This is a genomic window from Streptomyces sp. CB02009, assembly GCF_001905825.1.
In the GTDB taxonomy this organism is placed as follows: Bacteria; Actinomycetota; Actinomycetes; order Streptomycetales; family Streptomycetaceae; genus Streptomyces.
Genome location: NZ_LIVV01000010.1, coordinates 216315 through 232079, shown reverse-complemented (window position 1 = coordinate 232079; position 15765 = coordinate 216315). Strand labels below are relative to the sequence as shown.

The window sequence follows — 15765 nt, the reverse complement described above, 5'->3', positions numbered from 1 at the left end:
CGCCCCCTACTTCTTGGGGCCGGGATCGGCGGTCAGCAGGGGCTTGGGCGAGGTGGGCCCGTCGGGCGGCAGATCGACCACGGAGACGAGGAGGATGAAGAGGAGGACTGGGGCGAGTCCGATGGCGGCGGCGACGAGGGCACGCATGGTCGGCCTCCCGGGGTGCGATCTGATAGGTCGTCAGGGCGGGGGCACCGTAGCAACGCGACCGCGAGATGAGAACACGTTGCACCGCCCTGCCGGGGGATCCCGGTGCCGCTGCCCCGTCCCGGCACGCGGAGAGCCCGTTCGGGGCAGCCCCGGAACGCACAGCGATGCTCGGGACCGCCCCGGGAACGCGCAGCGCCGCTCCGCTGCCCGGTGGGGGGCGGCGGAGCGGCGCGTGGGGAGGAGAGGGAGGCGCGGCCGGGTCAGGCCGAGGGCGAGGGGGAGGCCTCGGGCGAGCCGGTGGCGGAGGGGGTCGGCTCCGGGGTCGTGCTCGGGCTCGGGGTGGCGGTGGGCGCGGTGACCGTCAGCTTGATCTCCGTGCTGCCACCGCCGGGTGCGGTGAGGCGGAGCACGTACGCGCCGGCCTTGTCGCCGGCGAGGATCGACGGCAGCGCGATCAGTCCGTTCTCGTCCGTCTTCAGGACGAGTGTGCGGACCCCGTCCTTGAAGGACGGGCCGTCGGCGCTCTCCTTGGTGCCCTCGGCGTCGGCGATCACGGCCGTGACGAGCACGCCGGGGGCGAGCGCGCCCTTGGCGGTGGCCTTCACCTGCACGGACTGGGCGAACGTGGCGCCGGTGGCGGCCGACAGCGGGTCGCCGCCGACCCGGGCGAGGGCGTCCGCCTGCCGTTCGGTGACGGTCGCGGTGAACGTGGTGGCGTCCATGCCGCGGCCCACGACGGTGGCCTTGACCGTGAACGACCCGGTCTTCTCGCCCGCCCGCAGGGCGGGGGCGGCGGCGAGGCCGGCCGAGCCCGTGGTGACGGTCGCGGTCGTCGCGCCGCCGGAGAAGCGGGTGTCGGTGGTGCCGGTGATCTCGAAGCGGATGCTCACACCGGTGATCGGCGCGCCCGCGGCGTCGAGCGCCGCGACGGTCGGGGTCTTGGTGAAGGCGCTTCCGGTGGTCGCGGTGAGCGGACCGGAGGAGACGACCGTGAGCCGGGCGACCTTCACGGCCGGCGGCACGGTCGGCGGAACGGTCGGCTTCGTCGGCGGCGTGACCGGGGGCTTCACCGGCGGGGTCGGCTTCGTCGGCGGCTTGGTGACCTCCGAGGGCCCGCCCGGCTTCGTGGGGTCGGGCTTCGGCTCGGACGGCTTCGGGGCGGGGGTCGTCGGGGCCGGCGTGAGGGGCGACGTGGGGAGGGGGCGGTTGTCCTGGCCCCGGTCGTCGCTGCGGTCGACCGGCAGCACTCCCGTGCCGTCCGGGACCTGGTGGGTGCCGCGCCGGTAGTACTCGAACCACGACATGACCGTGTTCAGGTACTCCGTCGAGCGGTTGTAGCTGAGGATCGCGCGGTCGAGGTCGGCCTTGAGCGCCAGGTTGCGGTCGTTGGCGCAGAGGTAGAGGCCGGCGGCCTGCGCGGCGTCGTAGATGTTGTTGGGGTCCCGCTTCCCGTCGCTGTTCGCGTCCTGGCCCCAGGTGGCCCAGGTGGACGGGATGAACTGCATCGGGCCGACCGCGCGGTCGTGGGTGCGGTCGCCGTCGAAGGCGCCGCCGTCGGTGTCGGAGATGTTGGCGAATCCGACGCCGTTGAGGACGGGGCCGAGGATCGGCGAGAGGGTGGTGCCGTTCGCGTCGACCCGGCCGCCGCGCGCCTGTCCGGACTCGACCTTGCCGATGCCGGCGAGCAGCTGCCAGGGCAGGTTGCAGCCGGGGGCGGTCGAGCGGATCGACTGCTCGGCGCGCTGGTAGGCGGCGAGCACGGACGCGGGTATGCCGGCCTGGGCGGGCCCGGTGATCACCGGGAGCTTGACGGGGGGCAGTCCGGGCTTGTTCGGGGTGTTCAGCGGCGGCAGCTCGGTGTAGTACGGCGAGTCGCCGGTGGCGGAGCCGTCCCCGGCCGGCGGCGCGGTGTCCCCGGCGCCGATGGCCCGGTCCCCGCCGGCGTTGTCGGTGGGCGGCGGGGTCATCTCCGGCGCCTGTGAGGCGGCGAGCGCGGCGACCGCCGCGGCCACCACCGCACCGCTGGTGGCTCCCCTGCGCAGCCTGCGGCCCAAGTGCGCTGACATGTCCGTGGTCCCTTCCCCCTCGACTGAGGTCCCGCGCTCCCCGCGCGAGACCTCTGGCGACCCTATGCCAACTCCGGCCCGCCGGGCACCGGCGCCTGACCTCCTTTCACGCTTTCGCCACCTCTCGGCTGCCTGGCGACTTCCCAGGTCGGACACGGAGAGCGACCGGGGGCGGCGGACCCGGCGCCGCCGGGCGGGAACCGGGCGGAGGGTCGGACACCTCTTGCACGGGGGCCGATGATGTACCGCGGCCGTCGCCACCGGAACCTGGGGGAACACCCGTTGCCGTTCACGCTGAGCCATGCCGCTGCCGTGCTGCCCGGACTGCGGCGGAACGGGACCGCGCGCGGGCCGCTGGTCGCGTCCGCGCTCGTCGCGGGCTCCTTCGCGCCCGACATGACCTATTTCGCGGCGACGGCCGTCCCGGGGGCGATGGTCTTCGGGGACGTCACCCACTCCCCCGTCGGGCTCGTCACGGTCGACGTCCTGATCACCGCCGTGCTGGTGGCCCTGTGGCTGACCGTCCGTGAGCCGCTCGTCGTGCTGCTGCCCGCCCGGTGGCGCGGGCGGGTGTACGGGTTCGTCCGGGGCGGCGTCTGGCGCGACCGGCACCCGGCCGCGCTCGCCGGGTGGTTCGGCGTCTCGGCGGTCGTCGGCTCGACCACCCATGTCGTGTGGGACTCGTTCACCCACCTCGACCGCTGGGGGACCCGGATGATCCCGTTCCTCGGTGACGTCGTGGCCGGGTTCCCGGTCTATCTCTACGCGCAGTACGGGGGTTCGGCCCTGGCGCTCGGGCTCCTGGGGTGGTTCACGGCGCGGGCGCTCCGCTCCGCCGCGGGCGTGGAGCCGCCGGCCGGGGTACGGGTCCCCGGCCGCCGCGGGCGTCTGCTCGCGGCCGGACTCATCGGCGGTTGCGTCCTCGCCGGGACGGCCCACCGGGTGCTGCGCTGGGCGGCGTACTGGGGCTGGGACCGGATCGAGACGCCCCTGGACGTCATTCCGACGGCCTGCTTCGGGGCCGGTGCGGGGCTCGCCGTCGGGCTCGTGCTGTACGGGGCGGGGGTCCGGCTCCTGGGATCGTCGCGCCCCGCGCGGCCGGCGGGTCCGACGCCCCCTCCCCCGGTGCCCGGCGATGAGGACCGCCGCACGCATGAGGTGCCGTCAGGCGCCGACGCCTAGGAGGACTTGCCGGTCGCGCCGGAGCGGCGACACCGCGAGCCCGGCCTGAACGGCGAGACATCCCCTGGGCTCGGGCCGATCGGCGCGGCATCCCCCGGGGCCCGGCCGGATCGCCGAGACACCCCGTGCTCCGGCAGGGGACGCCTGGGGTGGCGCCCACCTGCCGGGGCAGGGTCAGTGGGCCGCCGAGTCCCAGTCGTGGCCCACGCCCACCGAGACGTCCAGGGGGGCCCGCAGGTCGGCCGCGGCCGACATCTGCTCGCGGACCAGGGCCTCGACCTGCTCGCGCTCGCCGGGGGCGAGTTCGAGCACGATTTCGTCGTGGACCTGGAGGAGCATCCGGGAGGCGAGGCCCGCCTCGGTCAGCGCCCGGTCGACGCCCAGCATGGCGACCTTCACGATGTCGGCGGCCGTGCCCTGGATCGGGGCGTTGAGCGCCATCCGCTCGGCGGCCTCGCGGCGCTGGCGGTTGTCGCTGTTCAGATCGGGCAGGTAGCGGCGGCGGCCGAGCATGGTCTCGGTGTAGCCGGTGGCGCGGGCCTCGTCGACGACCCGGCGCAGGTAGTCCCGTACCCCGCCGAAGCGCTCGAAGTAGGTGTCCATCAGGCCGCGGGCCTCGCCCGGATCGATGTTCAGCTGCTGCGAGAGGCCGAAGGCGGACAGGCCGTAGGCGAGGCCGTACGACATGGCCTTGATCTTGCGGCGCATCTCGGCGTCGACGGCGGACCGCTCGACGCCGAAGACCTGGGAGGCGACGGTGGTGTGGAGGTCCTCGCCGGAGGTGAAGGCCTCGATGAGGTCCTCGTCCTCGGAGAGGTGCGCCATGACGCGCAGCTCGATCTGGCTGTAGTCGGCGGTCATGAGGGCCTCGAAGCCCTCTCCGACGACGAAGCCGTGCCGGATGGCGCGGCCCTCGTCCGTCCGCACCGGCACGTTCTGCAGGTTGGGGTCGGTGGAGGAGAGGCGGCCGGTGGCGGCCACCGTCTGGCTGAAGGTGGTGTGGATGCGCCCGTCGGCGGCGATCGTCTTGATCAGGCCCTCGACGGTGGACCGCAGGCGAGCCTGCTCGCGGTGCCGGAGCATGATCACGGGCAGGTCGTGATCGGTCTGGCCGGCCAGCCAGGCGAGCGCGTCCGCGTCCGTGGTGTAACCGGTCTTGGTCTTCTTGGTCTTCGGCAGGTTCAGTTCGCCGAAGAAGACCTCCTGGAGCTGCTTGGGCGAGCCGAGGTTGAACTCGTGGCCGACGGAGGCGTGCGCCTCCTTCACGGCCTGCTGCACGGCCCCGGCGAACTGCTGCTCCATGGCCTCCAGGTGGTCGCGGTCGGCGGCGATGCCGTGCCGCTCCAGGCGGGCGAGGAGGGCGGAGGTGGGCAGCTCGACGTCGTGGAGGAGCTCGCGGGCGCCGACCTCGCCGAGCTTCTCCTCGAAGGCCGCGGCGAGATCGAGGACGGCCCGCGCCTGGGTCATGAGGGCCTCGGCCTCTGCGGTGTCGTCGGCGCCGAAGGCGAGCTGGCCGTCGGCGGCGGACGCGGGGGCGAGCTCGCGGTGCAGGTACTCGACGGAGAGCGCGTCGAGCGCGAAGGAGCGCCGGCCGGGCTTCACGAGGTAGGCGGCGAGGGCGGTGTCCATGGTGACGCCCGCGATGCTCCAGCCGTGCTCGGGGAAGACCCGCATGGCGCCCTTGGCGTTGTGCATGGCCTTCGGCCGGTCGGGGTCGGCGATCCAGGCGGCCCAGGCCTGCTCGTCGGCCTCGTCGAGCGCGCTCGGCTCGAACCACGCGGCGGCGCCTCCCGCGGCGGCGAGGGCGACCTCCCCGACGTTCCCCGTGCCGAGGGCCCAGGTGTCGACGGTGGCGATGCCGAGGGGCTCGGTGCCGTGCTCGGCGAGCCAGGGGGCGAGCTCGCCGGCGCCGAGGACGGTGCCGTCGATCTCGACGCCCGCCTCGGGGGCCGGGGCGGTGTCCTCGGCGGCGCCCGGGTCGACGGCGAGGAGCCGCTCGCGCAGCGAGGGGTTGCGGATCTCCAGGGTGTCGAGGACGAGGGCGACCGCCCCCCGGTCGTAGGGCTCGCGGGCGAGGTCCGTGACGCCCTTCGGCAGCTCGACGTCGGTGACCATCGCGGTCAGTCGGCGGTTGAGCTTGACCGACTCCAGGTGGTCGCGGAAGTTCTGGCCGGCCTTGCCCTTGACCTCCTCGGCGCGCTCGACGAGCTCGTCGAAGGAGCCGAACTGGTTGATCCACTTGGCCGCGGTCTTCTCGCCGACGCCGGGGATGCCGGGCAGGTTGTCCGACGGGTCGCCGCGCAGGGCCGCGAAGTCGGGGTACTGCGAGGGCGTGAGGCCGTACTTCTCCTGGACCTTCTCCGGGGTGAAGCGGGTGAGCTCGGAGACGCCCTTGGTCGGGTAGAGCACGGTGGTGTGGTCGGAGACCAGCTGGAAGGAGTCCCGGTCGCCGGTGACGATCAGGACCTCGAAGCCGGCGGCCTCGGCCTGGGTGGCGAGGGTCGCGATGACGTCGTCGGCCTCGAAGCCGTCCACGGCGAACCGCGGCGCGTTCATCGCGTCGAGGAGCTCGCCGATCAGCTCGACCTGCCCCTTGAACTCGTCGGGGGTCTTGGAGCGGTTCGCCTTGTACTCCGGGAACTCCTCGGACCGCCAGGTCTTGCGGGACACGTCGAAGGCGACCGCGAAGTGCGTGGGCGCCTCGTCGCGCAGCGTGTTCGCCAGCATCGAGGCGAACCCGTAGATCGCGTTCGTCGGCTGCCCGGTCGCGGTGGTGAAGTTCTCCGCGGGCAGCGCGAAGAACGCCCGGTACGCGAGCGAGTGCCCGTCCATGAGGAGCAGGCGGGGGCGGGTGTCTGCGGGGTTCTTCGATGCTGTCTCGGCCACATGACGATCCTGCCACGGCCGACTGACAATCCCGCCCACCGTTCCCGCGGGCACCGGCGGGGTGCCGGGCTGTCACCGCCGCGTGACAGGATCGGAGACGTACGCCGCAGGATTACCGCTCAAGGGAGAGCGCGATGGTCAGCAAGCCGCCGGTCGGCGACCCGGTTCAGGACACACCGCAGGTCACGCCGCCGCAGCACGCCGCCGCCGGGCTGCCCGCCATCGGGCACACCCTGCGGATCGCCCAGGAGCAGATGGGGCTGCGGCGCACCGCGCGGACCCTGCTCAAGGTCAACCAGAAGGACGGCTTCGACTGTCCCGGCTGCGCCTGGCCGGAAGAGGACAGGCGCCATGTGGCCGAGTTCTGCGAGAACGGCGCGAAGGCGGTCGCCGAGGAGGCGACGCTGCGCCGGGTCACCCCGGAGTTCTTCGCCGCGCACCCGCTGGCGGACCTGGCGACCCGCAGCGGGTACTGGCTGGGCCAGCAGGGCCGGATCACCGAGCCGATGCTGCTGCCGGAGGGCGGCGACCGGTACGAGCCGGTGACCTGGGAGCGGGCCTTCGCCGTCCTGGCGGAGGAGCTCCGGGCGCTCGCCTCCCCCGACGAGGCGCTCTTCTACACCTCGGGGCGGACGAGCAACGAGGCGGCGTTCCTGCTCCAGCTCTTCGCCCGCGAGTTCGGCACGAACAACCTGCCGGACTGCTCCAACATGTGCCACGAGTCCTCGGGGTCGGCGCTGACGGAGACCATCGGCATCGGCAAGGGCAGCGTCTCCCTGGAGGACCTGCACCGGGCGGACCTGATCATCGTGGCCGGGCAGAACCCGGGGACGAACCATCCGCGCATGCTCTCGGCCCTGGAGAAGGCCAAGGCGGGCGGCGCGCGGATCATCTCGGTCAATCCGCTGCCCGAGGCGGGCCTGGAGCGGTTCAAGAACCCGCAGACCCCGCTGGGCATGCTCAGGGGCGCCGCGCTCAACGACCTCTTCCTCCAGATCCGGATCGGCGGCGACCAGGCGCTCTTCCGGCTCCTCAACAAGCTGGTCCTGGAGACGGCCGGGGCGGTCGACGAGGAGTTCGTACGGGAGCACACCCACGGGTACGAGGAGTTCGCCGCGGCGGCCAAGGAGGCCGACTGGGACGAGACCCTCGCCGCGACCGGTCTGGACCGCTCCGAGATCGAGCGGGCCCTGGAGCTGGTGCTCGCCTCGGAGCGGACCGTGGTGTGCTGGGCGATGGGTCTCACCCAGCACAAGCACTCGGTGCCGACCATCCGCGAGGTGGTCAACTTCCTCCTCCTGCGCGGCAACATCGGCCGGCCGGGCGCCGGGGTGTGCCCGGTGCGCGGCCATTCGAACGTGCAGGGCGACCGCACGATGGGGATCTTCGAGCGGCCCGCGCCCGCCTTCCTCGACGCCCTGGACAAGGAGTTCGGGATCGTCTCGCCGCGCCACCACGGCTTCGACGTGGTCCGGTCGATCCAGGCGCTGCGGGACGGCGAGGCGAAGGTGTTCTTCGCGATGGGCGGCAACTTCGTGGGGGCGACGCCCGACACGGAGGTGACGGAGGCGGCGATGCGCCGGGCCCGGCTGACCGTGCACGTCTCGACGAAGCTGAACCGCTCGCACGCGGTGGCGGGCACGCGCGCGCTGATCCTGCCCACCCTGGGCCGTACCGACAAGGACGTGCAGGCGGGTGGCAGGCAGTTCGTGACGGTCGAGGACTCGATGAGCCAGGTGCACGCCTCGCGGGGCAATCTGCCGCCGGCGAGCCCGCACCTGCTGTCCGAGCCGGCGATCGTGGCGAGGATGGCCCGCGCCGTCCTCGGCGACGGATCGGCCACGCCCTGGGAGGAGTTCGAGGCGGACTACGCCACCATCCGGGACCGCATCGCGCGCGTGGTGCCCGGCTTCGAGGACTTCAACGCCCGTCTCGCGGCGGACGCGGGCGGCTTCCGGCTGCCGCACGGTCCGCGCGACGAGCGCCGCTTCCCGACGAAGACCGGCAAGGCCAACTTCACGGCGGCGCCGGTGGAGTACCCGAGGGTGCCGGAGGGGCGGCTGCTCCTCCAGACGCTGCGCTCGCACGACCAGTACAACACCACGATCTACGGGCTCGACGATCGCTACCGGGGCATCAAGGGGGGCCGCCGGGTCGTCCTGGTCCATCCCGAGGACGCGGCGGCGCTGGGCTTCGCGGACGGGGCGTACGCGGATCTGGTGAGCGAGTGGACGGACGGCAGCGAGCGGCGGGCGCCCGGCTTCCGGGTGGTGCACTACCCGACGTCCCGGGGGTGCGCGGCGGCCTACTACCCGGAGACGAACGTGCTCGTGCCGCTGGAGTCGACGGCGGACGTCAGCAACACCCCCGCGAGCAAGTCCGTGATCGTCCGTCTGGAAGAATCCGCATCCGCCTAAGCGTTTGCTCAGGCAGCTCAGGAAGACCAGCCGTACGAAGACGTACGAAACGAACGGAGCCGGGCATGGGTGAGCAGCAGCACGTGAAGTTCCCGCAGGAGGTCCTCGACGAGTACGCGGCGCTGGGTGTCGACCTCCCGGCGCTGTTCTCGGCCGGGCACCTCGGCAACCGGATGGGCGTCCAGATCCTGGAGGCGTCCGCCGAGCGGGTCGTCGGCACCATGCCCGTGGAGGGCAACACCCAGCCGTACGGTCTGCTGCACGGCGGCGCCTCGGCCGTGCTCGCGGAGACGCTGGGCTCCATCGGTTCGATGCTGCACGGCGGGGTGTCGAAGATCGCGGTGGGCGTGGACCTGAACTGCACCCACCACCGCGGGGTGCGCAGCGGCCTGGTGACCGGAGTGGCGACGCCGGTGCACCGCGGGCGGTCGACGGCCACGTACGAGGTCGTGATCACCGACGAGCAGGACAAGCGGGTGTGCACGGCGCGGCTGACGTGTCTGCTGCGTGAGGTCACCGCGAAGGACGCGTCCAGCATTCCGGACACCTCGAACGCCTGAGCGGTCACACAGGGGGCCTGACCAGCCACGCACGACCAAGGGGCGGCACCTTCGGGTGCCGCCCCTTCGGCGTTCCCACCCCGCGCCCGCCCAGCCCCCGCCCGGAATTTCGTCACGCTGTGTCACATACACAAAGGGTGCCGGCCGCCGAACCGGAGGGGCCGGTTCGTCCGCTCAGGTTTCTGCCGTTGTCCGATATCCGGAGAGTCCGCTGAGCGGACCGTCAGTACCAAGAATCGCTCAAGCCCCTTAGCGGAACTGCGCGTTCTCACTATGTGAACACCGCATTACAGCCCTCTATGCCCCGGTTTTCCCACCCGGCGCGCACACTCTTTCCCCGTCGGCATAACAAGACAGTCACATCCTGACCTCGGCGCTCCCCGACCCTCCCCACCTGCGCTTAGAGTCACCGCCAGTCACCGCGCCGCCGGGCGCGTCCTACTGCACGGCCCTGTACCAACCCCAGTACGGCCCGGCGTTCCAAAACGGCACCCCTCGCTCCGCAGCTTCACGGCACCGCCTCATCCGAGGGGGCCGCGCCAGGGAAAGGACCCTTCGTGCGAAACCGTTCGATGCTCATACTCACCACCGCGGTCACCGCGGGAGCACTCACCCTCACCGCCTGTGGTTCGCGCGACGACAAGGGCGCCGAGAAGGGCGGCGGTGAGAGCGGCAACGTCACCGTGACCATCGGTCTCGACGCGCCCCTCACCGGCGAGCTCTCGGCCCTCGGTCTCGGCATCAAGAACTCCGCCGACCTCGCGGTCAAGACCGCCAACGAGAAGGCCTACGTCAAGGGCGTGACCTTCAAGCTGGAGTCCCTGGACGACCAGGCGCAGCCCTCCGCCGGCCAGCAGAACGCCACCAAGTTCGTCGCCGACAAGAGCGTCCTCGGCGTCGTCGGCCCGCTGAACTCCTCCGTCGCCGAGTCGATGCAGAAGGTCTTCGACGACGCGAAGCTGGTGCAGGTCTCCCCGGCCAACACCAACCCGGCGCTGAGCCAGGGCATCAACTGGAGCACCGGCGACAAGAAGCGGACCTACACGTCCTACTTCCGCACCGCCACCACGGACGCCATCCAGGGCCCGTTCGCCGCCCAGTACGTCTACAACGAGGCCAAGAAGACCAAGGCCTTCATCATCGACGACAAGAAGACCTACGGCGCCGGCCTCGCGGGCACCTTCAAGGGCGAGTTCGAGAAGCTGGGCGGCAAGGTCCTCGGCACCGAGCACATCAACCCCGACACCAAGGACTTCTCCGCGGTCGCGACCAAGGTGAAGAGCTCCGGCGCCGACGTCGTCTACTACGGTGGCGAGTACCCGGCCGCCGGCCCGCTGGCCAAGCAGATCAAGGAAGCCGGCGCGAAGGTCGTCGTCGTCGGCGGCGACGCGATCTACAGCCCCGAGTACGTGAAGCTCGGCGGCGCGGCCGCCACCAACGGCGACATCGCCACCTCCGTCGGCGCGCCGATCGAGTCCCTCGACTCCGCCAAGGAGTTCCTGGCCAACTACAAGGCCAAGGGCTACAAGGAGGCCTACGAGGCCTACGGCGGCTACGCGTACGACTCCACCTGGGCGATCATCGAGGCCGTCAAGAAGGCCACCGAGGGCAACGGCGGCAAGGCCCCCGAGCGCGCCAAGGTCGTCGAGGCCATGCAGGGTGTCTCCTTCGAGGGCGTGACCGGCAAGGTCTCCTTCGACGAGTTCGGTGACACCACCAACAAGCAGCTCACCGTCTACAAGGTCGAGGGCGGCGCGTTCAAGCCGGTCAAGTCCGACACCTTCGGCGGCTGATCAGCCTCACCACCCCGCATCACCAGCAACTCCGCATCACTCAGCACCACTCAGCACCACTTTCACCGCGCGGGGGGCCGCACCTGGCTCCCCGCGCGGTGTCACATCCGTCGAAAGTCTCGGAGGACAATGCGGTGAACGAACTGCCGCAGCAGCTGGTCAACGGCCTGCTACTGGGATCCATGTACGGGCTCGTCGCCGTCGGCTACACGATGGTCTACGGCATCGTCCAGCTCATCAACTTCGCCCATGGCGAGATCTTCATGACCGGCGGCTTCGGGGCGCTCACGGTCTGGCTCATCCTGCCCGGCGGCACCAGCATTTGGGTCGCGCTGCCCGTCATGATCATCGGTGCCGTGATCGTCGCGACCACCATAGCCGTCGGAGCGGAACGGTTCGCCTACCGCCCGCTCCGCGGTGGCCCACGCCTCGCCCCCCTCATCACGGCCATCGGTCTCTCGCTCGCCCTGCAGTACGCGGTGTGGGTCTGGTACCCCGAGGCGAAGTCCGCCCGGACCTTCCCGCAGATCCCCGGCGGTCCGATCGAGCTCGGCCCGGTCACCATCCAGACCGGCGACGTCTTCCTCCTGATCGCCGCCCCGATCTGCATGGCCGTCCTCGCCTTCTTCGTCATGCGCACCCGCGTCGGCCGCGGCATGCAGGCCACGGCGCAGGACCCGGACACCGCCAAGCTCATGGGCGTCAACACGGACCGGATCATCGTGATCGCGTTCGCCCTCGGCGCCGCGATGGCCGCCGTCGGCGCCGTCGCCTACGGCCTCAAGTACGGCGTCGTCGACTACAAGATGGGCTTCCTCCTCGGACTCAAGGCCTTCACGGCCGCCGTCCTCGGCGGTATCGGCAACATCTACGGAGCCATGATCGGCGGAGTCGTCCTCGGTATCGCCGAGACCATGGCGACGGCGTACATCAGCCACATCCCCGGTATGGAGCAGCTCGGCGGCCAGTCCTGGGCCGACGTCTGGGCCTTCGTACTCCTCATCGTCGTACTCCTCGCCCGGCCCCAAGGCCTCCTGGGCGAGCGCGTCGCGGACAGGGCGTGAGCACCATGACCACCATCTCCGAGAACCCCCAGGCAGCACCGGTCTCCAAGCAGGACGAGGCCACCGGCCTCCTCGGCTTCGTGCCGGTCAAGGCCGCCCGCGCCCTCACCCTGGGCGGCGCCGTCCTCACCGTCGCCAGCTGTTTCCTCTCGTGGACCTGGACGCCCACGTTCCCCGGCGACCTCACGTACTACGGCTCCCCGGCCGGCCTGCAGCTCCAGGTCCTGGTCCTGGGACTGCTCACCGCCGTCTTCGCCCTCTCCTCGTACGGCGTCAAGGGCACCCGCTGGCTCACCCCGGCCGGCGCCGACGCGGCCGTCAAGTTCGCCGCGCTCGCCGCCTTCGGCACCACCTGGTACACCGTCGCCGCCATCAGCGTCTCGCTCGGCGGCCCGGTCAACCTGGAGCCGGGCGGCGCGATCGTCGCGTTCGCCACCCTCATCACCCTCCTCGGCGCCCTCGCCCTCCCCTTCGAGCGGCCCGCGGTCCACCCCGTCGACCCCGAAGACACCGGCTGGGACCAGTTCAAGCACCGCGCCGGCAACGGCTGGACGGTCTTCAAGGAAGCGTTCGCCACCACCGGCACCGCCCGCAAGCTGCCCCCGATGCACTCCGCGGTCGAGATCCTGATCATCACGGGCATCCTCGCCGTGGCGCTCGGCGTCTTCACCTACGGCGTCGGCACCGAGTACGACGAGCTGTTCGTCGGCTTCCTCATCACGGCCGGCCTCGGCTTCGCCGCGGTCAACAAGTCCGGCCTCATGCAGCAGGCCACGCAGCTCACCAAGAAGCACCAGAACCTCACCATCGCGGGTGCGTTCACCGCGGCGGCGCTCTTCCCCTTCACCCAGACCGACGACCAGTACGCGACGCTCGGCGTCTACATCCTGATCTTCGCCACGGTCGCCCTGGGCCTGAACATCGTCGTCGGCCTCGCCGGTCTCCTCGACCTCGGCTACGTCGCCTTCCTCGGCGTCGGCGCCTACGCGGCCGCCCTCGTCTCGGGCGCCCCCACCTCGCCGTTCGGCGTGCACTTCCCCTTCTGGGCCGCCATCCTGGTCGGCGCCGGAGCCTCCCTGGTCTTCGGTGTCCTCATCGGCGCCCCGACCCTGCGGCTCCGCGGCGACTATCTCGCCATCGTGACGCTCGGCTTCGGTGAGATCTTCCGCATCGCCGTCATGAACACCGACGGCACCTCCGGCCCGGACATCACCAACGGCTCCAACGGCATCGCGTCCATCCCGAACCTCAACATCTTCGGGTTCGACTTCGGCGCCGAGCACTCCGTCGCCGGATTCACCATCGGCCGCTTCGCGAACTACTTCTTCCTGATGCTGCTGATCATGGCGGTCGTCGTGCTGGTCTTCCGGCGCAGCGGCAACTCCCGCATCGGCCGTGCCTGGGTCGCCATCCGCGAGGACGAGACCGCCGCGCTCGCCATGGGCATCAACGGCTTCCGCGTCAAGCTCATCGCCTTCGCCCTCGGCGCCTCGCTCGCCGGCCTCGCCGGCACCGTGCAGGCCCACGTGACCTACACGGTGACCCCGGAGCAGTACCTCTTCGCCGGTCCGATCCCGCCCAACTCCGCCTTCCTGCTCGCGGCCGTCGTCCTCGGCGGCATGGGCACGATGAGCGGTCCGCTGGTCGGCGCCTCGCTCCTCTTCCTCATCCCCAACAAGCTCCAGTTCATGGGCGAGTACCAGCTCTTCGCCTTCGGCGTCGCGCTGATCCTGCTCATGCGCTTCCGCCCGGAAGGCATGATCGCCAACCGGCGCAACCAGCTGGAGTTCCACGAGAACGACGAGACGCCCGCCACGCTCGCCAAGGCAGGTGCCTGAACCATGACGACCACCACGAAGACCGCAGACGCCACCGCCGCGCCGACCGCCGGCGAGGCCGTGCTCGACGCGCGCGGGGTCACCATGCGCTTCGGCGGCCTCACCGCCGTGCGCGACGTCAACCTGACCGTCAACAGCGGCGAGATCGTCGGCCTCATCGGCCCCAACGGCGCCGGCAAGACCACCTTCTTCAACTGCCTCACCGGCCTCTACGTCCCCACCGAGGGCGAAGTCCGGTACAAGGGCCAGGTCCTGCCGCCCACGTCGTACAAGGTCACCGACGCCGGCATCGCCCGCACCTTCCAGAACATCCGTCTGTTCCACAACATGACGGTCCTGGAGAACGTCCTCGTCGGACGCCACACCCGGATGAAGCAGGGCCTCTGGTCGGCACTGCTCCGCCTCCCCGGCTTCAAGAAGGCCGAGGCCGAGGCCACGGACCGGGCCATGGAGCTCCTGGAGTTCATCGGCCTCCAGGACAAGGCGCAGCACCTCGCCAAGAACCTCCCCTACGGAGAGCAGCGCAAGCTCGAGATCGCCCGCGCCCTCGCGAGCGACCCCGGCCTGATCCTGCTCGACGAGCCCACCGCCGGCATGAACCCGCAGGAGACGCGGGCGGCGGAGGAACTCATCTTCGCCATCCGGGACATGGGCATCGCCGTCCTCGTCATCGAGCACGACATGCGGTTCATCTTCAACCTCTGCGACCGGGTCGCCGTGCTCGTCCAGGGCCAGAAGCTGATCGAGGGCGACAGCCAGACCGTCCAGAGCGACGAGCGGGTCATCGCCGCCTACCTCGGCGAGCCCGTCGCGGACGCACCGGCGGAGGAGGCCCCCGCGAAGGCCGCCCCCACCGAGGACGCGGCCACCGAGGAGGACGCGCCGTCGGAGGACGACGCCCCCGAGGCCCCCGCGGCCCCCGCGGCGACCGACACCCCCGAGGCCGCCGACGACGAGGCACCGGCCGCCGAGGAGACCTCCTCGGAGGACACCACGCACGACCCTGCTTCGGGCAAGGAGAACGACGCATGACCGCACTGCTCGAAGTCGAGGACCTGCGCGTCGCCTACGGAAAGATCGAGGCCGTCAAGGGCATCTCCTTCTCCGTCGACGCCGGTGAGGTCGTCACCCTCATCGGCACCAACGGCGCCGGGAAGACCACCACCCTGCGGACCCTCTCCGGGCTCCTCAAGCCGGTCGGCGGCCAGATCAAGTTCGAGGGCAAGTCCCTCCGCAAGATCCCCGCACACAAGATCGTCTCGCTGGGTCTGGCCCACTCCCCCGAAGGCCGCCACATCTTCCCCCGGATGACGATCGAGGAGAACCTCCTCCTCGGCGCCTTCCTCCGGAAGGACACCGCGGGCATCGCCAAGGACGTCCAGCGCGCCTACGACCTCTTCCCGATCCTGGGCGAGCGTCGCAAGCAGGCCGCCGGCACGCTCTCCGGCGGCGAGCAGCAGATGCTCGCCATGGGCCGGGCGCTGATGTCCCAGCCGAAGCTGCTCATGCTCGACGAGCCCTCCATGGGCCTCTCGCCGATCATGATGCAGAAGATCATGGCCACCATCGCCGAGCTGAAGGCCCAGGGCACCACGATCCTGCTCGTCGAGCAGAACGCCCAGGCCGCGCTCGCCCTCGCGGACCACGGCCACGTGATGGAGATCGGCAAGGTCGTGCTCTCCGGCACCGGCCAGAACCTGCTCCACGACGAGTCCGTCCGCAAGGCGTACCTCGGCGAGGACTGACCCGCCAGGTCGGCACCGCAGACAGAAGGCCCGCCCCACAGAGCCGTGGGGCGGGCCTTCTCCG

11 protein-coding genes are annotated in these 15765 nt (G+C 71.2%); 8 read left to right on the top strand and 3 right to left on the bottom strand.

Annotated features, from left to right (window positions below; all coding sequences use genetic code 11):
- Positions 1 to 6: 6 nt before the first annotated feature.
- Together AMK27_RS42095 and AMK27_RS33740 are read right to left on the bottom strand one after the other, a co-directional pair.
- On the bottom strand, positions 7 to 147 hold the full coding sequence (locus AMK27_RS42095; protein WP_106975930.1) for an SPW_0924 family protein: 141 nt from the start codon (positions 145 to 147) through the stop codon (positions 7 to 9).
- 263 nt (positions 148 to 410) lie between these two features.
- Positions 411 to 2216, bottom strand: coding sequence for a lytic transglycosylase domain-containing protein (locus tag AMK27_RS33740; RefSeq protein WP_073917032.1), 1806 nt, complete (start codon positions 2214 to 2216; stop codon positions 411 to 413).
- Between the two features lie 282 nt (positions 2217 to 2498).
- On the opposite strand from AMK27_RS33740, the gene AMK27_RS33735 reads away from it, so the two are divergent.
- Positions 2499 to 3398, top strand: coding sequence for a DUF4184 family protein (locus tag AMK27_RS33735; RefSeq protein ID WP_073917375.1), 900 nt, complete (start codon positions 2499 to 2501; stop codon positions 3396 to 3398).
- 174 nt (positions 3399 to 3572) lie between these two features.
- On the opposite strand, the gene polA is transcribed toward AMK27_RS33735, so the two are convergent.
- Positions 3573 to 6284, bottom strand: a complete 2712-nt coding sequence (gene polA, locus AMK27_RS33730; protein WP_073917029.1) for a DNA polymerase I — start codon at positions 6282 to 6284, stop codon at positions 3573 to 3575.
- Between the two features lie 134 nt (positions 6285 to 6418).
- On the opposite strand from polA, the gene AMK27_RS33725 reads away from it, so the two are divergent.
- The 7 genes from AMK27_RS33725 (at position 6419) to AMK27_RS33695 (ending at position 15701) form a co-directional block, all read left to right on the top strand.
- Positions 6419 to 8701, top strand: a complete 2283-nt coding sequence (locus AMK27_RS33725) for an FdhF/YdeP family oxidoreductase (protein WP_073917026.1) — start codon at positions 6419 to 6421, stop codon at positions 8699 to 8701.
- A 65-nt stretch (positions 8702 to 8766) separates the two neighbouring features.
- Positions 8767 to 9261: a PaaI family thioesterase gene (locus tag AMK27_RS33720; protein WP_073917023.1), complete on the top strand. Its 495-nt coding sequence runs from the start codon at positions 8767 to 8769 to the stop codon at positions 9259 to 9261.
- Positions 9262 to 9833: 572 nt separating this feature from the next.
- Positions 9834 to 11054, top strand: a complete 1221-nt coding sequence (locus AMK27_RS33715) for a branched-chain amino acid ABC transporter substrate-binding protein (protein ID WP_252122792.1) — start codon at positions 9834 to 9836, stop codon at positions 11052 to 11054.
- Positions 11055 to 11188: 134 nt separating this feature from the next.
- Positions 11189 to 12118 (top strand): branched-chain amino acid ABC transporter permease, encoded by a 930-nt coding sequence (locus tag AMK27_RS33710; protein ID WP_073917016.1) that lies wholly within the window; start codon positions 11189 to 11191, stop codon positions 12116 to 12118.
- Positions 12119 to 12123: 5 nt separating this feature from the next.
- On the top strand, positions 12124 to 13956 hold the full coding sequence (locus tag AMK27_RS33705; protein WP_107425740.1) for a branched-chain amino acid ABC transporter permease: 1833 nt from the start codon (positions 12124 to 12126) through the stop codon (positions 13954 to 13956).
- Positions 13957 to 13959: 3 nt separating this feature from the next.
- Positions 13960 to 14988, top strand: a complete 1029-nt coding sequence (locus AMK27_RS33700) for an ABC transporter ATP-binding protein (RefSeq protein WP_073917008.1) — start codon at positions 13960 to 13962, stop codon at positions 14986 to 14988.
- Positions 14985 to 15701, top strand: coding sequence for an ABC transporter ATP-binding protein (locus AMK27_RS33695; RefSeq protein ID WP_024757294.1), 717 nt, complete (start codon positions 14985 to 14987; stop codon positions 15699 to 15701). The genes AMK27_RS33700 and AMK27_RS33695 overlap by 4 nt, the downstream gene beginning before the upstream one ends.
- Positions 15702 to 15765 lie beyond the last annotated feature (64 nt).

Coding starts and splice junctions, on each gene's coding strand:
- AMK27_RS42095 (WP_106975930.1), bottom strand. CDS start 147: ATGCGTGCCCTCGTCGCCGCCGCCATCGGACTCGCCCCAGTCCTCCTC.
- AMK27_RS33740 (WP_073917032.1), bottom strand. CDS start 2,216: ATGTCAGCGCACTTGGGCCGCAGGCTGCGCAGGGGAGCCACCAGCGGT.
- AMK27_RS33725 (WP_073917026.1), top strand. CDS start 6,419: ATGGTCAGCAAGCCGCCGGTCGGCGACCCGGTTCAGGACACACCGCAG.
- AMK27_RS33720 (WP_073917023.1), top strand. CDS start 8,767: ATGGGTGAGCAGCAGCACGTGAAGTTCCCGCAGGAGGTCCTCGACGAG.
- AMK27_RS33715 (WP_252122792.1), top strand. CDS start 9,834: ATGCTCATACTCACCACCGCGGTCACCGCGGGAGCACTCACCCTCACC.
- AMK27_RS33705 (WP_107425740.1), top strand. CDS start 12,124: ATGACCACCATCTCCGAGAACCCCCAGGCAGCACCGGTCTCCAAGCAG.
- AMK27_RS33700 (WP_073917008.1), top strand. CDS start 13,960: ATGACGACCACCACGAAGACCGCAGACGCCACCGCCGCGCCGACCGCC.
- AMK27_RS33695 (WP_024757294.1), top strand. CDS start 14,985: ATGACCGCACTGCTCGAAGTCGAGGACCTGCGCGTCGCCTACGGAAAG.